At 56.1% G+C, this 18,700-nt stretch carries 14 protein-coding genes and 2 pseudogenes; 8 read left to right on the plus strand and 8 right to left on the minus strand.

What is annotated here, in order from left to right; translation table 11 throughout:
- The coding region (locus AWM79_RS25235) for a hypothetical protein (protein WP_167375416.1) at window positions 1-236 on the plus strand (236 nt) is incomplete at its 5' end.
- 114 nt (window positions 237-350) lie between these two features.
- Entirely contained in the window at window positions 351-1,472 is a 1,122-nt protein-coding gene (locus AWM79_RS04475; RefSeq protein WP_060782241.1) for a sterol desaturase family protein, read from the plus strand.
- A 188-nt stretch (window positions 1,473-1,660) separates the two neighbouring features.
- On the opposite strand, the gene AWM79_RS04480 is transcribed toward AWM79_RS04475, so the two are convergent.
- Window positions 1,661-2,332, minus strand: coding sequence for an RraA family protein (locus tag AWM79_RS04480; RefSeq protein ID WP_060782242.1), 672 nt, complete (start codon window positions 2,330-2,332; stop codon window positions 1,661-1,663).
- 109 nt (window positions 2,333-2,441) lie between these two features.
- Window positions 2,442-3,614, minus strand: coding sequence for an NAD(P)/FAD-dependent oxidoreductase (locus AWM79_RS04485; protein ID WP_244159617.1), 1,173 nt, complete (start codon window positions 3,612-3,614; stop codon window positions 2,442-2,444).
- 271 nt (window positions 3,615-3,885) lie between these two features.
- Here AWM79_RS04485 and AWM79_RS04490 point away from each other — a divergent pair, with 271 nt between their 5' ends.
- The 3 genes from AWM79_RS04490 (at window position 3,886) to AWM79_RS04500 (ending at window position 10,690) form a co-directional block, all read left to right on the plus strand.
- Complete coding sequence (locus AWM79_RS04490) at window positions 3,886-4,638, plus strand: helix-turn-helix domain-containing protein (protein ID WP_017131121.1); 753 nt, start codon at window positions 3,886-3,888, stop codon at window positions 4,636-4,638.
- Between the two features lie 382 nt (window positions 4,639-5,020).
- Window positions 5,021-8,698 carry a hypothetical protein gene (locus tag AWM79_RS04495; protein WP_017131122.1) on the plus strand — a complete coding sequence of 1,226 codons (3,678 nt, stop codon included), beginning with the start codon at window positions 5,021-5,023 and terminating at the stop codon, window positions 8,696-8,698.
- 282 nt (window positions 8,699-8,980) lie between these two features.
- A complete protein-coding gene (locus AWM79_RS04500; protein ID WP_017131123.1) occupies window positions 8,981-10,690 on the plus strand; it encodes an amidase in 1,710 nt (569 codons plus the stop codon).
- Window positions 10,691-10,822: 132 nt separating this feature from the next.
- Here AWM79_RS04500 and AWM79_RS04505 read toward each other — a convergent pair whose 3' ends face one another.
- Both AWM79_RS04505 and AWM79_RS04510 read right to left on the minus strand, forming a co-directional pair.
- Window positions 10,823-12,742 carry a HAMP domain-containing methyl-accepting chemotaxis protein gene (locus AWM79_RS04505; RefSeq protein WP_143063280.1) on the minus strand — a complete coding sequence of 640 codons (1,920 nt, stop codon included), beginning with the start codon at window positions 12,740-12,742 and terminating at the stop codon, window positions 10,823-10,825.
- A gap of 391 nt (window positions 12,743-13,133) precedes the next feature.
- Entirely contained in the window at window positions 13,134-13,592 is a 459-nt protein-coding gene (locus tag AWM79_RS04510) for a hypothetical protein (RefSeq protein ID WP_017131125.1), read from the minus strand.
- A gap of 354 nt (window positions 13,593-13,946) precedes the next feature.
- Between AWM79_RS04510 and AWM79_RS24830 the strand changes: the two genes are divergently transcribed.
- Window positions 13,947-14,309, plus strand: coding sequence for a hypothetical protein (locus AWM79_RS24830; protein WP_156430075.1), 363 nt, complete (start codon window positions 13,947-13,949; stop codon window positions 14,307-14,309).
- Between the two features lie 165 nt (window positions 14,310-14,474).
- Here the strand turns inward: AWM79_RS24830 and AWM79_RS04515 are convergent.
- Window positions 14,475-14,894: pseudogene (locus tag AWM79_RS04515) on the minus strand (DUF4158 domain-containing protein); the annotation flags it as partial.
- Between the two features lie 593 nt (window positions 14,895-15,487).
- Between AWM79_RS04515 and AWM79_RS25365 the strand changes: the two are divergent.
- Both AWM79_RS25365 and AWM79_RS04525 read left to right on the plus strand, forming a co-directional pair.
- Window positions 15,488-17,056 (plus strand): hypothetical protein, encoded by a 1,569-nt coding sequence (locus AWM79_RS25365; protein ID WP_017131128.1) that lies wholly within the window; start codon window positions 15,488-15,490, stop codon window positions 17,054-17,056.
- A complete protein-coding gene (locus AWM79_RS04525) occupies window positions 17,040-17,315 on the plus strand; it encodes a hypothetical protein (protein WP_017131129.1) in 276 nt (91 codons plus the stop codon). The genes AWM79_RS25365 and AWM79_RS04525 overlap by 17 nt, the downstream gene beginning before the upstream one ends.
- A 341-nt stretch (window positions 17,316-17,656) precedes the next feature.
- On the opposite strand, the pseudogene AWM79_RS24130 reads toward AWM79_RS04525, so the two are convergent.
- The 3 genes and pseudogenes from AWM79_RS24130 to AWM79_RS04535 form a co-directional block, all read right to left on the minus strand.
- Window positions 17,657-17,932 (minus strand): annotated as a pseudogene (locus tag AWM79_RS24130) (transposase); the annotation flags it as partial.
- Between the two features lie 85 nt (window positions 17,933-18,017).
- On the minus strand, window positions 18,018-18,293 hold the full coding sequence (locus AWM79_RS04530) for a type II toxin-antitoxin system RelE/ParE family toxin (protein ID WP_017131130.1): 276 nt from the start codon (window positions 18,291-18,293) through the stop codon (window positions 18,018-18,020).
- Complete coding sequence (locus AWM79_RS04535; RefSeq protein WP_017131131.1) at window positions 18,293-18,565, minus strand: CopG family ribbon-helix-helix protein; 273 nt, start codon at window positions 18,563-18,565, stop codon at window positions 18,293-18,295. Before AWM79_RS04535 ends, AWM79_RS04530 begins: the two co-directional genes overlap by 1 nt.
- Window positions 18,566-18,700: the final 135 nt, after the last annotated feature.

Raw genomic sequence — 18,700 nt, forward strand, 5'->3', positions numbered from 1 at the left:
GTCTGATTCGGTTGTTGGAAAAAGCCCGGTTCACGGCCCTGGACGACGGCGACAGCCGCTACCGCATGGTCCTCAAGGCCCCCGATGGCCTGAACCTGACGTGGAACCTGCGCACTGAATTGGACGCGGGGCCTTTGGCCTTGCTCAAGTTGCGTCACTTCACGCTGCCCCGGCAGATTTTCCTCAGCGAGGGCGCCGCTCCCGTGCCCTATGCGCAGAGCGGGAGCTTTGAATGACCCGGCGGATATTGATCGACGGTAAGTCAGAACTCTCAAGGGTCGCATTCACCCCTCAGCGTGGCGAACGACTGGGGAACACTATTACTTGGCTTTGGATACAAAGGATACGCAATGCAAAAGATTAAAAATTATCTCCGGCACCATGGTCACGCACCGTTCATATTGGGCGAGGGGCGTATCAGTGGTTACATTTCCGCCGCGCTGGGGCTGTTGAGTCTGCTGGCGGTACTTTGTTTCTTATTTCCTGAGTGGCTGACCACCAGCGAACTGCGCAAGGTTTACGATGAGCAGTTCGCCCGTACCCTGCTACTTTTCGGATTACTCCTGTCATTCAGCCTGGGCACTCTAAACATATTACTCAACGGCCATAAGCGTTTGGGCATTACCGGAATTATCGCCTCTGGTTTGGCGGTGTTCCTGGGGGGCACCGACATACAGGTCGATGCCATCGGCGAAACACCGTATTCCCTGGGCCTGGATTGGTTTGTGCTGGCGCTGCTTATTTCTGCCGCGGCCTTTATCCCGCTGGAGAAATTGTATGCCAAGGATGCGAAACAGAATATCCTACGGCCACACTGGCGCACTGATCTGACCTATTTTTTTGTCAGTCATATGCTGGTGCAATTCATCTTGATCTTCATTACCGCCTCTTCAACCTTTATGGCGGGTTGGGCGGTTTCTACCGACCTTCAAGAGACGGTGCAAAGCCTGCCAATAGCCGTGCAGTTTCTTCTTGCGGTGTTAGTGGCGGATCTGGGGCAGTACTGGCTTCATCGCTTGTACCATGTGGTGCCTTGGCTATGGCGTTTTCATGCTGTTCACCATTCGAGTACAGCCATGGATTGGTTGGCAGGTTCGCGTGTCCACTTTGTTGAGGTGCTATTAACCCGTACCGGCGTGCTAGTGCCGCTCATGCTACTGGGCTTTGCCCCGCAGGCATTGAATGCCTATGTGATTCTGGTCGGTATTCAAGCCGTGCTGGCGCATGCCAACGTGCGCATCAATGGCGGTTGGTTGGACTATGTATTGGTGCTTCCGCGCTATCACCACTGGCACCATGCTCGTCACCCGGATTACATCTACAAGAACTATGCGATTCACCTGCCGCTGGTGGATATGTTGTTTGGAACCTTCAAACTACCCGCGAAGGAGTGGCCAAGCCGCTACGGAGTGTTTGGCAAACCCTTGCCAGACGGCATTCTGCGTCAGCATTTGTATCCATTCAAACCATGACCTCCTGATCATCACCCGTGGCCAGGCTGCATGGTGCTGTTTGGAGGAACGCAAAGCCGGCTACGGGTACTGCCTTGAGGAGGCTGTATCCGCGATGCGACCAGCATTTGAAACATCAGCGCCGGGCCAAAGTCCAGCGGGTCCGGGTTGAGCTTTGGAATAGCGAGTCGAATCTACGGCTGACCGGGCTACCGGTTATCGCGAGCGGGGATGTAGCCGGCGGTCGCGGCTGCCAAACCAAAGCTTTCGCCAGCGCGGATCCGCGCTTCCACGCACTCGTCAATCGCCATAATGCGTTCTGCGATAACCAGCGCCGCTTGCACATGGGCGCGAGGTATGACGACGATGGCCGTATCGTCACCGGCAACCAGATCGCCTTGTGACACGCAAACTCCACCGACAACGATGTCGCCTCCTAGCGGCAATACCTTGACGCGAGTCTTACCCGTCGTGGGGACTACCCAACGACTTGAAACCCACAATTGCGTGGCTCGAATCTCGTCTATGTCACGGCAGCCACCATCGATGACGATACCTGTCGCGTGTTGGTTGCTCGCCCCCAATGCTGCCAATCCACCCATGGCTGAAATGCGTGCTCCCCCCATGTCAACCATCAACATCTTACCTGGGCTGGTGGCTGCTATCAGTTGGCCCACCGCGAAGTCGGATTTTTTAAAATCTCCCAATTGTCCGGTCAAGGCTCGCGCTGTTACGGCAAAGCCAATTGCCAGGCCTGCACCGCTTTGACGCGGAATATCTAAAACAGTCCCCGCAACGCCCAGTTCGTCGAGTGCATCTGACCAGGTACTGGCACCTATCGCCGCGCCACGTTTGAGGACGTCCTGCTCATTGATTAGCATTTGTTTGTCTCCTCGAAGTTTTATTTTTTTAGCCGATGCCCAAGGCCGTGGCTGGAATCAAACTGCTCACTCGACTGAACTACCGACACTGCTGTTGCTGTCAAGGCCATCAATAAACCATTGTTTCTACAATGGGGGTGTTGTTTCTGATGCGTCCGTAGCCGAGCTCGGACAAATCAATGGTCTGGAATTGACCATGGGTAATAAGTTCGGCCACGCCTCTGCCCGTTGCCGGGGAGTGCATCACGCCATGACCGGAGAATCCGGTGGCGAAAATCAAGTTTTTGAACTCGTCATGGGGCCCGACCACGCCGTTATGGTCAAACACGTTCATTTCGTAATGACCTGCCCATGCTCGCTGCAACTTTAAACTTTCCATGGCGGGAATCCGGTGTGCGAGCAGCGGCCAGAGTTTTTCCTCCAGCAGATAGTGGTCGGGCTCGAAGTCATCATCGGCACGAGGATCTCTGTCTGCGTCGGGAGCAATGCCGGCGATGAAACCGTCGCCTTCAGGTCGCAGCCAGAATCCTGAGGTATCCAGGATGACGGGGAAGTCACCGCTGGCAATTGGCGATTTAAAATGGAATACGGTTCTTTTGCGCGCCTCAACCGGCAAATCGATATCCAGCCACTTTGCTACTCGGCCACCGGCGGCACCCGCAGCATTAACACACCAATCGCATGCGCGTGTAGTGCCGTCTGCCAGATCAACTGCCGTTACCTTTGAACCATTAGTACGAATGCCTACGGCTCGTCCGTCGATGTACTGAACACCCAGGGATTTTGCACTTCGCTTCACTAGCTGAAGAAGTGCCCAGGCATCGAACCAGCCTTCATTCGAGGCGCCGAAGAATCCATAGGCAACATCGTCATGGTGAATCCACGGGTATTTTTCTGCTAGTGCCGCCTGATCAAGTTTTACCACGTCGGCTCCATTGGCAACCTGCATTTTGGCGTTCTGGTACATGACTTCCGCATATTCAGGGGCCGCCAGAGTCAGGTAACCCCTTTCCCTAAACTCGATGTCCGCCTCGGGGCCAAACCATGCCTTGGGGTCGCGGCAGATCTGTGCCGCGAACAAACTCATATGAATGCTGAATGGATATGTGAGCTGTGTCCTGATCGAAGCCGCCGACAGCGCAGTCGACGAGAGGCTATAGGTGCTGTCTTGCTCGATTATTTGGATGGAGCCGGTAAAACCTTCCCGGCGCAGAAAGTACCCTGTGAAACTCCCCATGACGGCGCCACCGATGATCACAACCCTTTCATTCGACCGGCTCATAGTCATCCTCCCAGAATTTCGTAACGCCATAATTATGACCAGGCAGTTGCAAAACGCTTGATTGGATATGAAAAAATTGTGCGGAAATCTGCATAACCGATCAATCCAATTGAGTTTTTCGAACTCGACGGGCTCGTTAAAGGCGGCAGGCTTGCTGCACCGGGTTCCCTGCTGTAGATTCAAGAGGAGGGCACTACTTAGTGCCGTATCATCCATATGCTAAAGTGCGGCCACACCATCATTCCTTATACTCCTGAACGATTGGCGACTTATGCTCCAAGTTGATTTCAAAGAAATTCTTGACGGAAGTGAGCACAATATGTCGCTCCTTGAGTTTATTTTTGGTCGCCTACCGGGGGTTCTTTTCTACGTTAAGGATGAGCAAGCACGGTTTCGGATGTTCAACCAGGCGTTGATTAGCCAAGCCGGATTTACCCGGAAAGATCAAGTTTATGGCCGAACTGCCGCTGAGCTTTTTTCAGTGAGTGGGCCGTCCATTTTGGCTCAGGATCTGAGTGTGATTCATGATGGCAAGCAGATGCTGGACATGCTTCGTCTCTACTTCACGGCGGACGGCTCCAGGCAGTGGTGCCTGAGCACGAAAGTGAGAATACAAAACGATCAGGGTAGATTTATCGGTCTTGTTGGCGTATCACGAATTTTGCCAAAGCCTGATGAACGGCACACCAGCTATAAGCGTCTTTTGGACTTTATATCCATTATAGAAACTCGCTTTGGTGAGAAGTTATTGATTCCGGAAGTTGCCGCTGAAGTCAATCTTTCGGCAGATACCCTGGAGCGGCTCACAAGGGAGGTGTTTCATCTGACTCCCAAGCAGATACTTTTGCAGGTACGTATTGATAAGGCTTGCGAGCTGCTTGAGAAAAGCCAAAAGCTGATTACCGACATTGCTTTCGAATGCGGGTACGCAGATCACAGCGCCTTCTCCAGACAGTTCAAGGCGGCAACACATTATACTCCTCATCAATTCCGTGACATTAAAACCCGACGTATCTCCTTGTGATTATCCAGGTCACCGATTGCCGCTCAGTCGGGACGATTGGGAGATGCCTCTGTGCAGAGCCCGGTTATGTGGTGACTGATCCGCAGAGGTACCTATGAGAGGGTGCGGGCCTCTGCCGCCGCACACTGGAAAAGACATCAGCGACTCGGTCGCAGCTCAGAGCGGGCGGTTGGGAAGGCGGTAGGCAATGAGCTTGCAGGCTGCCAGAAAGAATCTGGAGCGATTCAAGCGAGCATCACAACAAAATCATGTTGCGAATTTTTGTGAAATGTTGTCGTTCTGCGGCGTCATCGGATGCGTATTGTCATACGCTAGCAGCAGCTGGCACGTACCCAGATGGTTACGCATTGCTCAGATCCAATAAGACCTCGAGGCGCAGACGATGGCGAAAATTCAAGACGGTATGCCCCCTTCTTCCGAAACTCCCAAAGCAGGCTCGCGTTTCGAGGAGATACTAAAGAATGCCAGGATATCTAATTCGGGTAATCCCAACGCGCCTGCGCCTAAAGAAGCAAAAGCCGATGAGTCTGCCCCGAAGCTGTTCGACTACAAGAGCATTGAGCCTCCAGAAAAACATGGCAAAGACACTATTCGCTACACCACCAACGACGGTAAAGAAGTTGTCGTAAATCGCGCCACTGCGCCAAAACTTTACGAACAAGTACTCAAGGACCAACTCACGCTGCAAGCCCGGGCGGATGGCTACACCTTGTCAGTGGATAATGAGGACAGTCTCGGCTATGCCGACCACATCAGCGAAATCGATACCAGCCATGCCGACGAAGGCGTTATCACTTACAAGTTCGGCGCTAACCAGATGGTGGTCAACAATACGCTGACCCCGGACACCTTCAATCGGCTGATGCATGCAAAGGATGCATTGAAGTTCAAGCAGGACGGTTATGAGCTGGTGGGTGACACGCAGAAACTGCCGGCCAGCAGCACTGAGTACAAAAGCATCGAACACAAGGACAATGGCCTGACTCTGGTGGAAACCAAGGACGGCAAACGCTACGTGATATCCGAAGATCTCAACCCCGAGCTATCTAAACAATTGGGGTATCAGGGCGAAGTGCAGAAAGTGCTCGATAAAGGTAAAGCTGATGGCTACGAACGGGCGTCGTCGCTGCCCAGTGACTATGACATCAGCAAACTGAACGTCGAATCCATCGACGAAAAAAGCGGCGTCATTAAGTTTCAATACGACGGCAAGAAGTACTTGCTGCCACCGGGTGATGCCAGCGAAACCGAATCCACTTTGCCCCCGGATATTCGCATTGGCCGGGCGGGTAGCAATGACAAATCGCCGAGCCTGGAACTACGAGGTACACGCCTTTATGGGCTTCTGACGGCACTCAAGCAGACCGAAGGCACCGTCGCCCATGATGCCTTGGTCAATGCCATCAAGAATAAGGACTACCTGGCCGAGGACAACGAGACGCCAGCCTCTTTGGCCGATATCGACAATATTCACGCCTACAGCGAAGGTGGTGTAGAGGTCGTCACCCTGAAAAACGGCAAGACCATCACTGTTATCGAGGCGCTGGCACCGGACTCGTTCCAGGCTTATGGCGAAACCGGCAAGACCCTGGATGGAATCGCTCGCGCCCAGGGCGAGGGCTATCGCCTGGCGGGCGAGGATGAATACCTGCCTTCCACCGAGGACATTTCCGGCGTGGGCGCTGTGGACGAATATGGTCCCGGTCTGATTACGTATACCTACCAAAAACCCGGAGGCCAACAAGAGAAGGTCGTGGTTAGTGAGGAAATCAACCCGGAGCTTTTTGCTCAGGTTGCGGGGCACCGTGACGAGATTACCACGCAGGTCAACGATGTCGATGAACTGCGCAAGGAATATGGTTTACCACCCTCCAGCGAGTTGAATATCAATGAATTGCCGACTACCGAAAAGGACGAAGACGGCAACCCGCTGGGCATCCAGGACCTGACGCTGCAAAACCTGGTCAAGGAATATCGCGAGGGTGTCGAGAATGGCAGTATTGGTGAGGACGACTCACGTGCCAAGTTCCTGCGGGCGCTGGAAGCCAAAAGCATGACAGACAACGGTATGACCGTTATTCCTGAACATGGCCGTGGCTACAAATCCGATGCCACCGATCCGATCGAGGTTACCGGTCGGGATGTGCGTGAAGATATTTTCGACGTAAAGGCTATTGATAAGCGCTTGGCCGAATTGAGCAGTGACGAGAAGATCATGGCGGACATGGAGCGTATTAATAAGGACTCCAAAAGCAAGGTAGTCGGCGGAGAAGGGAAAATCGCCGAAGTCGAAGAAAAGCTCAAGACCAGCGCCAACTCCGAAAGCTTTCGTAAGTACATCAAGGCCCTGGAAGACAGCGGCAAGACAGAACTGGCCCAGCAGGAAATCCAGCAGACCTACCTAGGCTTGGCGCAGATCGATCCGAAGATGGCCGAACAGTTCAAAGGCGACCTCAGTCGAGACACCATGATCATGGACCTTGATGCGATCATCGGCGATCCGAGCAAGATCAGCGAAGACAACAGCGCGCTAGCGGCTATCGACACGACCAAATACTGGTTACGCGCTGCGCGGGGGATAACCGATATTCCTTCGCACTTGATCAGCGCCTGGGAAACCACCGTCGAGAAGTTCATCAAGAACAAGGATGACGCAGTTTCATTCGGTAAAGTATATGCGGCGCTGGGTGACAAGTACATGCGTAATGGTACCCTCACCGAGGCCGACATAAAAGATGCCCTTGCCGCCGAGAAAAATGCCTTCAAATCACTATCGTCGACAGAGAAAGACAACCTCACCAAGATGTTTGCGACGATGAGGGAGACCGGCACCCTGGGGTCCATGTCCGGGCTGTTCGGCTTGGCACGGGGTATCTATCAGTTGCACGGCGATCCAGGAAAAATTGCCTCTACATCGGAAGGTCGCCTGGGCATCGCAGCCGACTTCTTGACCTTCGCCAGCTTCTCGAACGGTTTCCTGACCCTGGGCGCAAAAACCGCCGACTTGATCTTGAAAACCAAGATTTACGACAACCTGGGCCTGAGCAAAACCATTCCAGACATGTGGCGCAAGCCTGGCACGGTACCGCCTATCGAGATCGAGTCGGACCTGTCCAAGCACCTTGCCGGCCAGGGTTTCTTGCCCGACAAGCCGGACACCTATATTCCAGATGGCAAGGGCGGGTTTCGAGTTGAGCAGGGCGGCGTCAATAGCGGCGGCTCCTGGATTACCGATGAGAAAGGCGGAGGGGCAGTGCGCAATACCCCGACCGGCGATCCGGCCAACTACCCTCACTACGATGCCGACGCGTTCAAGGCTGGTTACTTGGATGGCAACTACAACACCAAATACCGCATCGCCGGTGCTAGCACTGCGCACCGGATCGCCGGCTCGGTTTCTAAGTTCTTCGGCTCTTCTGGTGACCTGGCGGGTGGGGTGACCGGCATCGTCCTGAGCGCCTTTGGCATTCGTGACGGGCTGAAGAATCATGACCCGCTGCAGACCGCGTCCGGTTTCCTGGGAGTCTTCGGCGGCGCTGGCGGTGTGATCGCAGGTGTCGCTAGCGTGAACGGCGCGTGGGGCTTGATCGGCGGCACCGCCGGTCGAGTGATCGGCGCCCTCGGCCCTGTTGGGTTTGTGGCGGGTGCTGTCCTAGGTTTTGTCGGTGCGATTCTCAGCACCATCAAATCCAAAAAGCTGCATAAGATATCCGGCCAGAAGTGGGATCAACTCAAGCAATTCGAGAAGGATGGCCTGCTGCAACCCAAGGGTGCGGAGAACTATGTATCGCTGCAAACCTATCTGGCCAATTATCTCCAGCGCGACGCTCCCGAGAACAAAAGTATCTTTGACTTCCGCGAGAAGGAGCTCAAGGGCGAGGACGAGACCCATAACGACTACATCGGCGATGGCTTGAACGAGATAAACAAAGGCTATGCCTGGGCCTCGGGGTACGATGAAACCTTTATTGATGATGAAGGCAAAGAGCACACTTACGTCAGCGGCTATGGTTCCTACAGGCCGGAAGAAGATGGCTTGCCTAAGTTATCGGTCAACTAGGTGTTTTAGGACCGGCTGGATTTCACTGGGCCTGCTGCCTTTTTATCGCGTAGTGGAGCTAGTGGCCTGTACGGTGAGTTCGTTAGCTCAAGTTCGGATGCCACCAGTCCATGGCCAAGGCGCTGTGACGAGTCATAGCCGGGCTATGGCGAGGAACAGCAACGCAGGCCAGGGGCTGGTGGCAGCCGAAATTGACTAATAGAACTAATCACACAGACGACTAGGGTAAGATAGCGGTGATTCCAATCACCGCGTCCCCCATCAGCAGTCGACGATAACAGCATGATCGAAGTAACCGAGGTTTCCATTGCGCAATTGCGCGAGGCGCTCGAATCCGGCCAGACAACGGCGGTTGAGCTGGTTCAGGCCTATTTCGCCAGGATCGATGCCTATGACGGCCCGCAGACACCTACCGCCCTCAATGCGCTGGTGGTGCGCAACCCCGCTGCGCTCGAAGAGGCTCGGGCGTCCGATGCCCGTCGAGCCAAAGGCGAGTCTCTGGGGCCGCTCGATGGCATCCCCTATACCGCCAAGGACAGTTATCTGGTCAAGGGCCTGACTGCCGCTTGCGGCAGCCCGGCCTTCGCCAACCTGATCGCCTATCGCGATGCCTTCACTGTCGAACGGTTGCGTGCCGCCGGAGCGATCTGTCTGGGCAAGACCAATATGCCGCCCATGGCCAATGGCGGCATGCAGCGCGGGCTCTATGGTCGAGCGCAAAGCCCGTACAACGCCGACTACCTCACGGCGCCCTTTGCCTCGGGCTCATCGAACGGCGCCGGGACCGCGACCGCCGCCAGCTTCGCAGCCTTCGGCCTGGCTGAAGAGACCTGGTCGAGCGGGCGCGGGCCGGCCTCGAACAATGGCCTGTGTGCCTACACCCCGTCGCGCGGGGTGATTTCGGTACGTGGCAACTGGCCGCTGACGCCGACCATGGATGTGGTGGTGCCCTATGCCCGGACCATGGCCGATCTGCTCGAAGTGCTCGACGTAGTGGTCGCGGAAGACAGCGACAGCCGTGGCGACCTGTGGCGCCTGCAACCCTGGGTGCCGATCCCGAGTGTGGCTTCGGTACGGCCCCAATCCTATGGCTCGCTTGCCGTGGGGGCCGAGGCCCTGGCCGGCAAGCGCCTGGGGGTGCCGCGCATGTTTATCAACGCCGATCCCGCGGCGGGCACCAGCGAGCAACCCGGTATCGGTGGCCCGACCGGGCAGCGGATCAACACCCGTGCTTCGGTGATCGATCTCTGGCAAGCGGCGCGCCAGGCTCTCGAAGCGGCTGGCGCCGAGGTGGTCGAGGTCGACTTCCCGTTGGTATCCAATTGCGAAGGGGATCGTCCCGGCGCGCCAACCGTGTTTAACCGTGGCCTGGTGTCCAAGGAATTCCTGCACCATGAACTGTGGGACCTGACCGCCTGGGCCTTCGACGATTTTCTCCAGGCCAACGGCGACCCCAAGTTGAACCGTTTGGTGGATGTCGAGGGTTCGCTGATTTTTCCCCATGATCCGGGCACCCTGCCGAACCGTGAGGGCGACCTGGCCGCCGGCATGGACGAGTATGTACGGATGGCGGAGCGCGGCCTTACGGCGTGGAACCAGATCAGCAGTGTGCCGGACGGCTTGCGCGGGCTTGAAGAGACGCGGCGCATCGACCTCGAAGAGTGGATGCAGCGCCTGGGCCTCGATGCGGTGCTGTTCCCGACGGTGGCCGATGTCGGCCCGGCCAATGCCGATGTCGATCCGGCGGCGGCGGATATTGCCTGGAGCAACGGTGTCTGGGTGGCCAACGGCAATCTGGCGATCCGCCACCTGGGGGTGCCCACGGTCACGGTGCCGATGGGCGTCATGGCTGATATCGGCATGCCGGTCGGCCTGACCTTCGCTGGCCGTGCCTATGACGATTCGGCGCTGCTGCGTCTGGCCTCGGCGTTCGAGGCCACCGGTAACCGGCGCTTGATTGCCCCCCGTACACCGGCACTGACCCGCCAATAGCCGAGACCGGTCGGGTTCGACCATCGTCCGGCGAGCCCGCCAAGTTTATATTCTAACGGGGCGGTATTGGAGGGGGAGGGTGGATGGGATCACCCGAGCGCAGCCGCTATTGCATGCCCCCTCGTCGTGTCCTTACAGGGTGAATTTGCCCACCAGCATCTGCAATTGATTGCCCAGGCGCGCGAGTTCGATGCTTGAGGAGGCGGTTTCTTCACTGGCCGCCGAGGTCTGTTCGCCGATATCGCGGACATTGATCACGCTGCGGTTGATTTCCTCAGCCACCGCGCTTTGCTGTTCGGCTGCCGTGGCGATCTGCTGGTTCATCGATTCGATCGCCAGTACCGACTGAGTGATGCCGTTCAGTGAGTTGCCGGCGCGACGGGTCAGGTCGACGCTGCTGTCGGTCAGTATGCGGCTGCTCTCCAGGCTGATGGCGACCTTTTCGGTGCCGCCTTGCAGGCCGGTGATCAGTTGCTCGATTTCCTCGGTCGAGGTCTGGGTACGTTGTGCCAGGCTGCGCACTTCGTCGGCCACCACGGCAAAGCCGCGACCCGCTTCGCCAGCCCGCGCCGCTTCGATGGCGGCATTCAGCGCCAGCAGGTTGGTCTGTTGTGCCACGGACTTGATGACGTCGAGGACGCTGCCGATCTTGTCGCTTTCCTGCTTGAGGTCGCTCATCGCTACCGTGGAATGGTTCACTTCGCTGGCGAGCTTTTCAATCTGCGTCATGGCTTGGGCCAGCACCTGGTCGCCCTCACGGGACTCCTGGGTGGCATTGACCGCCGCACTCGAGGCCTGCTCGGCATTGCGCGCCACGTCCTGGACGGTCGCGACCATTTCGCTCATGGCGGTGGCGACTTGATCGGTCTCCAGTTTCTGGCTGCCGACCCCGCTACGGGTTTGTTGAGTGACCGCCGACAGCTCCTCGGCGACACTGGCTATCTGCACCACGCCGTCGCGCAAACCACCGATCAGTTCGCGCAGGTTCTGGGTCATGCGCTGCATGCTCAATTGCAGCATACCCAGCTCGTCGCGGCGCGAAATCACGGCACTGTCTGTCAGGTTGCCCGCCGCCACGCGTTCGGCGCCGTTCAAGGTTTCCATCAGCGGGCCGACAATCAGTCGGGTGATTACCCGACCGGCAATGATGCTCAGCAGCAGCGCGGCCAGCACGGCGCCGCCGAGCAGGTTGCGAGCATCCAAAACGTCTTCGAGGCGTTGCGCAATCTGGTTTTGCGAGAGTTGCTGGCTCGCCGTGAGCAGATTCTTGATGTCGCCGTCAAGCTGCGCTCGCGCACTATCGGCCTTGGCTTGAGCCTCGCTGAATTGGTCGGTGGTCGTGCGATAGCCGGTCATTGCAAGTTGCAGGCGCCGCACGTTTTCGTGCAAGGAGGCGGGCACCAGCTTGTCGAGTGTCGTGAGATAGGTGACGGCCTGGTCGATTGCGTCCTTGGCCGGCTTTTGCAGTTCGGACTTGAGGCTGCCGCTATAACTCCGCAGTTGGAAGCGCGCTTCTTGGACCACCGTTTGTGCCTGCACCAGAGCCTCGATCTGGGCGGGGTCGCCGGTCGGAGAGACGACAACCTCCATGAGCTTTTTCAGTTCTGTCACGGCGGCGTTGGAATTGCTGGCAAATAGCAATCGCGTAGTATCACGCGCGTCTATAGCCTGGATAAATTCGTTGAAGTGCGCGCGATAGTTCTTGGCGGCAGCGTTGGCGGCTTGAAGGTCCGGGATGTTGATCGCCGAGTCGAAGACCTTCTGGTCGTGGGCCAGGTGGTTGTCGAGATTGTCCAGCAGCTTGATCACCGCTCCGGAGTGCTCCTTGTCGGGATTGGCGGTGTAGCCCAGGCTTGCCGTGCGGATGTCTCGGGCCAGTTCGTTGAGCCTGGCGATATCGAGGACCCGGTCGCCACGCTCGCTCAGCGACTTGATGCCTAGCCAACCGGTTGTCGCAATCAACAGAGTCAGCAGCATGACGATACCGAAGCCCAGGGCGAGCTTGGCTCTGACGCTTATGTTCTCCAACATTCTGTTAATTGGCGCAAGCATTGAACAATCTCCGCTGATACGAGCTGCTGGTAGGAGGGCGCCTGGCCCCAGAAGGATTAGGTCACAGCAGAGGTATCGGTCAGGGAAACTGAAACTTTATATCTCTAAACGGGTAGTGGCAGATTTGTGTCGGAAATAATACGTAAGCTTGGGAGCTTGCCATGTTCGCCTTCCCTTGCGATCAGCGAGATCGGCCTGATGGTCGGCAGTGCATTGGTGGCGGGTTCGCTGCTTAGTTGTAGTGGCTCGCGTTTGAAAACACTCGGACTCGCATTTATCCCGTTCTTCGGCTCAGATTATCTGCAACTAACGAAGCCCATGGGCTCACATTAATTGCAAGTGGGCTTGCATTCCACGGCACTGGCTCGCATTCCACCGCGATGGGCTCACGTTATCTGCAAATGATGAGTGGTAGTTCCTTGGCGCGTCCGTAATCGCTTTTGTGTTGCTGGATTTGCGTCTGGATATCGCTGATCTGGCCGCGCAGGGCGTTCAGGCTCGCATACAGCACCTGCAATTGATCGACGATCAGGTCGTCGGCCGCGTCGGGCGCGTCGTTGGCCATGTCGATCAATTGCCCGATGCCGCGTTTTTTCAACTGATCGGTGATGCTGCGAGCCCGCTGGAAGTGCGGGTCTTCGTTGCACGCATAGGTCGCGAGTTGTTGTTGCAGGCCGTTGGCCTGGCGCTTGACGGTATCAACGTCGGCTGCCCGGGCTTGGGCATCGGCGATCCACGCGTTGACGCCCAGACGCTCCCGCGCTTGCAGCAATTGCGCGTCGACCGTTTCGCTCAGTGTGCGGATGAGGGTTTCACGTTCGGCCTGCAAGGCTTCGTTGCGTTCACCCATTGCCCACAGGTCCAGCTAGGTAACGGACTTTGCTTGCCAGCCACCTGTCCATCCAGCGGTTGAAGCGGTTGCGCCGATATCCATAACAATCGTAGAGCACGAGACAGGTTAATTTATGGAAGCGTTTTCCGGGCGGCATCGACGCGTTGTCGCCGTTTTTTTAAAATCTAGATCTGATGGAACCTTTGTTGTGACGTTGACCACTCACTACTTTCATTCCTGAAAGTTAAAAGGCGAATTAAAATGGTGAGAGTGCCTCCCTCAACAGGTTATTACAATACTCCGGTAAATTCAGACGCACAGGAAGGTAGCAGTTCGCATGCGGGTGAGTCTCTTGAGTCAAAGGCCAGAGCAGTGTATGAAAATGAAAGGCGCTTTCATGGCACTGACGCCCACTCTGCCAGCAGCATAAAAAACGATGGCTTTAAATCGGGTAAGAAAACGGCCTACACCGATGCAGACGCCACCCCCCATCATTTTATTACTGGCGACAAAAATGTAGCCCGTAGCTTTGCTTCTACGCACGGGTTACAAGCAGCTCTAATAAGGACATTAGGGGCTCATACTAATAAGCATGCGAAGTTTGAGCGTGATCCGTTTATGAGGGACCCAACGACGCTAAGAACCAAATATGATATTAAGCCTAAACATGTTCTTGGCGGAAAAGGAAGAGCGTCTGGTGACAACGCCGAGGTGTTTAGGAAGAGGCATCGATGATGCGGGTATTAAGGTAGGTAAGTCTGAAGCTAAAAGACTGCTCAATGAGGTGGAGTCTGACTCCGATAATGACTTTTAAAGAAGCTTCCAATTAGCCGGATATTTTCCGGCTATTGCATCGACAGCCCTTCCACACACAACCGGCTCGTTGAGCACTGGTCGCATCACGTCGCGCCGCACGATCTGTTCAGCCTGCTGCGCCAGTTGTGGCAGGAAACTAGCCGCCCACGATTGGTAGCCGAACGACTTAGCGATCCGACCCCGCTGGTTGTAGTGCTCATGCTCGGTGATCGCCTTGTGCTCGAACGCCTCGCCGTGGAAATAGCGACTCAGCACGAAGGCGCAATCGTCCTCGACCTCGTGCCAATCGAAGCGGAAGAAGGCATGCTTGGCCTTGAAGTAGCCGATCTGCAAGACGCAAGAGACTTTAGCATGCAGGCTAGGCCGGCTGCTGGCGAACGTCAGTTCAGATTCGGTCAACGCCAGGTACTCCAGCCGCTGAGCATCATCGAAGTCCGGCAGACCATACAAGGCTTTTTGCTCGGCATCCGAAAGGACGGCCAGCCGCTCGCTTTTGGTGATCATCGTGACGATGCTCCACGTGAGCCCGTCCAGCCGACCCGCGTCAGAGGCTCGATCCTCAAACAGGTGACGCGGATCGACGCTGGCGGCGAGCAGCGCGTCGCGCTGCAAGTCCGTGTTCTGGCGGTCGTCGTCAGACGACACGCGCATGTAGCCAACCAACATAGACGTGTATAACGATAGGGTTTTCCGTGCATTTTTTAAGGATGTTGCTTTGGTCGCACGGTGGTGGTTGATAGCCTGTCCCAACTTCGACTATGGGCTTAGATACGGCCCACAGGCGCTACAGATTCGACTATGTTCCAACGCGAACACGACGCCTGGGCACAGAGGTCCGGGCGGATGGACGTGCCACTCGCGTGGTAAGGCGAGCCCTGATTCGGCTCTGTATGAAAAGTCGCTTTGCCCTGTCAGACGGCGTTAGAGCAGGCTTAGAATGCTCATTTACCCCAAAAAACTCCGCATTCTCATCTGTTTTCGCCTTGCCTGATCTCCGCTCGCCGACTTTTCGTACAGAGCCTAGGATTGCATAACGTTGGTCGAGAGGAACTACCTAGCGTAAATGACCACTCATTGGCGATGAGTAGGAGACTTCAATGAGTATCGGACAACTTACAAAGCTAAATGTCAGTGGCTTGTTAACTGCAAGTACTCAGGCTCTGGCCAAGCTGCCCATCCCTAAGTCATCGCGCCAAATCAATGCGGACTCGCTTAAATGGCTCGACAAGCTGGGTTCTTCGATTGGAAATCGGATTACTGCCAGCATCCAAAATGGTTCACTGTTCGAGTTGGCCTCGTTGGGTGCGAATATCTTCGGTATGCCCGCCTTCAGCGAGCGTGGCGAGACGCACCGCCCGGTCTTGAATTTCCAACCTGGGCAAGACCAGGATCTGAACCTGGCTAGCGTTGACATGCAAAGCCCCGATGGAAAGCTGCAACGGTGGGCTTCGGCGCCTGGGGTCGGATCTCCCGACTCGCCACCTGCTTCGCCTAATCGTCCCCAAGGTAACAGCACCTCACCACTATTGCCTCCACGGCCCGGCGCCAAGGCTACGCTTACTTCCATGGGGGTAGCGCTGGGTAACGCTCATCACGTGAAGATAAACGGCCAGGTTCATGGCACACCTCCGCCTTTGCCTGGACGGCATTCAGCAGTCAAGCCACCTCCTCCGCCCTCCACACCTCCGAGCATGCCCTCTCAGCAGCCCGTCGACAAAGAAAATCTCGATGAGGCTCCCGACATGCCATTGGATGATATCGAAAAGTTCATGGTCGGCCCGTCGTTTGGAGCACTGGGCGGCGCACCATTGCAACGCCGCAAGGCACTTCGCCGGGCATCCGAACCGGCCATACCATCCTTGTCGCCCAAGCTCATGGAGCAAGCACAGCGGGCCCTCTCCTTTCCCGGAGGGCAGCCCACAAAGCCCGTCACGCCAAGTATCCAGCCTGGTAACGCAGGGGCTGGTATGGAGATACCCGATTCATTACGGCCGGGCTTGGGCCGACGCGTTCAATCCAATCCTGTGGCTGACAACTTCAGTGCCTTGCAGGACATTCCGGATGCATTGCGCCCTGGTGCGAATCGTAGGCGCCAGAGCGAACCGGCGAACGCCATAGAGGCCCGTAGCCGTATCGCGGCGGCTAATGCATTGTCGGCTGCGCAGCGGCCAATGGCAGTGCAAGCTTCAAGCAGCGCACCGGTGCGGTTCACCAACATGCAGCCCATGCAGCAAATCTACAAAGGCGAGGAAGCTGGGCAGGTTTTCGGGACGAAGGTCAAGTACCTGAATGCCCAAGAACGAGCGGCATTCAAGGTAACGATCAAAGATGGGAAAGTGTATGATGCGTCAGGCAAGTTGTTTGACACGCGCCAAGCATCAACCGCGTTCGCGCAAAACAAAGGACGTGCGATCTTTGTTATGGATGCACACGGTTCGATGTATATTTCCAACGAACAGACTCGCGGCAAATTCCACCACTCCAGTTTCTTTGGCGGTGCGTCGGTCGCTGCCGCAGGCGACGTGCGCATCGAGAATGGGGTAATGACCGCCATTTCGCGTAAAAGCGGCCACTACCGACCTAGTTCTGCGCAGTTAAATCAAGCGGTCAATCATCTGAAGAGTCAAGGCGTGGCAGGAGTGTTTATTGATGAAGACCTTAGTTAATCTCAACTTTTTACGTATACCGATGAACCTGCTGTATGACCTTGATGAGGTCGAAAGTTTCACGGGATTGACCCCCAAGCAGGTAGCGCTGCTGACGCAGGAATATTCTGTCGAAGAACTGAAGGGTATTCGTCAGGCCCTGGCATACGCAATCCAGCATCCCGAACACGATTTTAAGGCGATGTTGCCGGATTTGCCCCAGTCGAACGCTGAGATCGCTAAGGTGCTAAAGCAGATCTGTTTATCTATGCCCGAATGAGTCTGCCACCTGTCGCTGGTTCCCAGTCTCGCTGATAGGCAAGCGGGCAGATCCAATTGATACCCTGAAGACACATCCTGCTGAACGGACTTACACCTACCGAACCGGCTGCAAGCTGATCAACCCGATACACAATGTCACGGATCGGACTGACGGAAATTTCGGCGGTTTCGGCTTATAACCCCATAACGGGTCTATCGTTGCGGCCATGTCGTGAATGGCGTCGGTTATCCGCTCCAGCCCTGCAGCGTGTTGCTCGCCGGGTAGACGGGCGATGCCGTAATTGAACAGTCCTTTGACAAGTTCAATCGCTTTGCCCGGATCGGTTTCGGCGACACTCGCTAGGTTTTGTACGAAAAGTATTGCCGCATACAGCGCAGACTGCAGGCCAGCGTGACTATGGCCGAAAAGCTTCTCGCCAGCTTGTCGTAACGAGTGCCTATTCTGCGGTTCTCTTTTAGCCAGCCAAACATCCGCTCAACGATGTTGCGCTGGCGATACTTTGGACGATCAAAGAGTCGGGGCAAGCCAGGTCGAGGTTTACGTGACATGGCCCGTAGCGGGATCACAGGCTGTATTCGGTAACGGTCGCAGTAGTGACGCAGGTGTTCTGCGTCAGGGGAGCCTACAGAATTCGGAAAAAATTGTACGCTAAGGTTTTCCGATCAGTCGTAGGCCCGCCAGTTGATGTGTTCCGTCCCTCTATCGGTCTTCGCGGGTGTGCCACAGGCGCAGCAGGTGGATAGTTAAATCCGCTATCTCGTAACGCATCTCGTATTGGCCGATCTGAATTCGGCGCACGTCCTTTGGCTCGAACTCCTCTAGACGTTCGCCAATGCGCGGGTTAGTCAGCAGCGTGGTAGGTGCTGTGGTGAGTTGCTGCACTGCTGGTGCTGCGGCAGGTTGATTCGCCAAGGCCATAAACTCGTATAGCCGGGTAATGTCGGAAAGCGCCTTGCTTGTCCACTTCAACTCCATCAGCGCGGCACCGGCAACGGAGTGTCGGTGCTAAGGCTGTCAGCCCAGGCCTGGACGGCTTGGTGGTCAATAACACGTCCAGCGTCAACATCAGCCAAGGCCTCACGAGTCAGGCGACTACGCTCTTCTTCCTGGTCTATCCAAGCAGACAGGGCTTGCTTGACGATCCAGTTCTTAGAGCGCTCCAGACGCTCAGCCATCAAATCGACTTTTTCCGCCAGTTGCACCGGAACGTGAGCTGTGACGGATCGGGTTTTGGCGGTAGTTACCATTTGTGGTCAATCCTGATTCAATTCGAATAACCTATAATCATAGTGAATAACAACGTGTCGTCAAGCGTGCTGTCAGGTTGGGCTATACCCTTAATCGACAGTCAAACATTCCGAGGAAAGGCGTAAAATTAGGGT

Origin of the sequence: Pseudomonas agarici (genome assembly GCF_001543125.1) — a bacterium.
Classification (GTDB): domain Bacteria; phylum Pseudomonadota; class Gammaproteobacteria; order Pseudomonadales; family Pseudomonadaceae; genus Aquipseudomonas; species Aquipseudomonas agarici.

Excerpts from the sequence above, each read along its gene's own strand:
- AWM79_RS04495 (WP_017131122.1), top strand. The coding sequence starts at position 5,021 with ATGGCGAAAATTCAAGACGGTATGCCCCCTTCTTCCGAAACTCCCAAA.
- AWM79_RS04530 (WP_017131130.1), bottom strand. The coding sequence starts at position 18,293 with ATGGAGTTGAAGTGGACAAGCAAGGCGCTTTCCGACATTACCCGGCTA.
- AWM79_RS04525 (WP_017131129.1), top strand. The coding sequence starts at position 17,040 with ATGAAGACCTTAGTTAATCTCAACTTTTTACGTATACCGATGAACCTG.
- AWM79_RS04510 (WP_017131125.1), bottom strand. The coding sequence starts at position 13,592 with ATGGGTGAACGCAACGAAGCCTTGCAGGCCGAACGTGAAACCCTCATC.
- AWM79_RS25365 (WP_017131128.1), top strand. The coding sequence starts at position 15,488 with ATGAGTATCGGACAACTTACAAAGCTAAATGTCAGTGGCTTGTTAACT.
- AWM79_RS04490 (WP_017131121.1), top strand. The coding sequence starts at position 3,886 with ATGCTCCAAGTTGATTTCAAAGAAATTCTTGACGGAAGTGAGCACAAT.
- AWM79_RS04475 (WP_060782241.1), top strand. The coding sequence starts at position 351 with ATGCAAAAGATTAAAAATTATCTCCGGCACCATGGTCACGCACCGTTC.
- AWM79_RS04485 (WP_244159617.1), bottom strand. The coding sequence starts at position 3,614 with ATGAGCCGGTCGAATGAAAGGGTTGTGATCATCGGTGGCGCCGTCATG.
- AWM79_RS04480 (WP_060782242.1), bottom strand. The coding sequence starts at position 2,332 with ATGCTAATCAATGAGCAGGACGTCCTCAAACGTGGCGCGGCGATAGGT.
- AWM79_RS04500 (WP_017131123.1), top strand. The coding sequence starts at position 8,981 with ATGATCGAAGTAACCGAGGTTTCCATTGCGCAATTGCGCGAGGCGCTC.
- AWM79_RS04535 (WP_017131131.1), bottom strand. The coding sequence starts at position 18,565 with ATGGTAACTACCGCCAAAACCCGATCCGTCACAGCTCACGTTCCGGTG.
- AWM79_RS04505 (WP_143063280.1), bottom strand. The coding sequence starts at position 12,742 with ATGCTTGCGCCAATTAACAGAATGTTGGAGAACATAAGCGTCAGAGCC.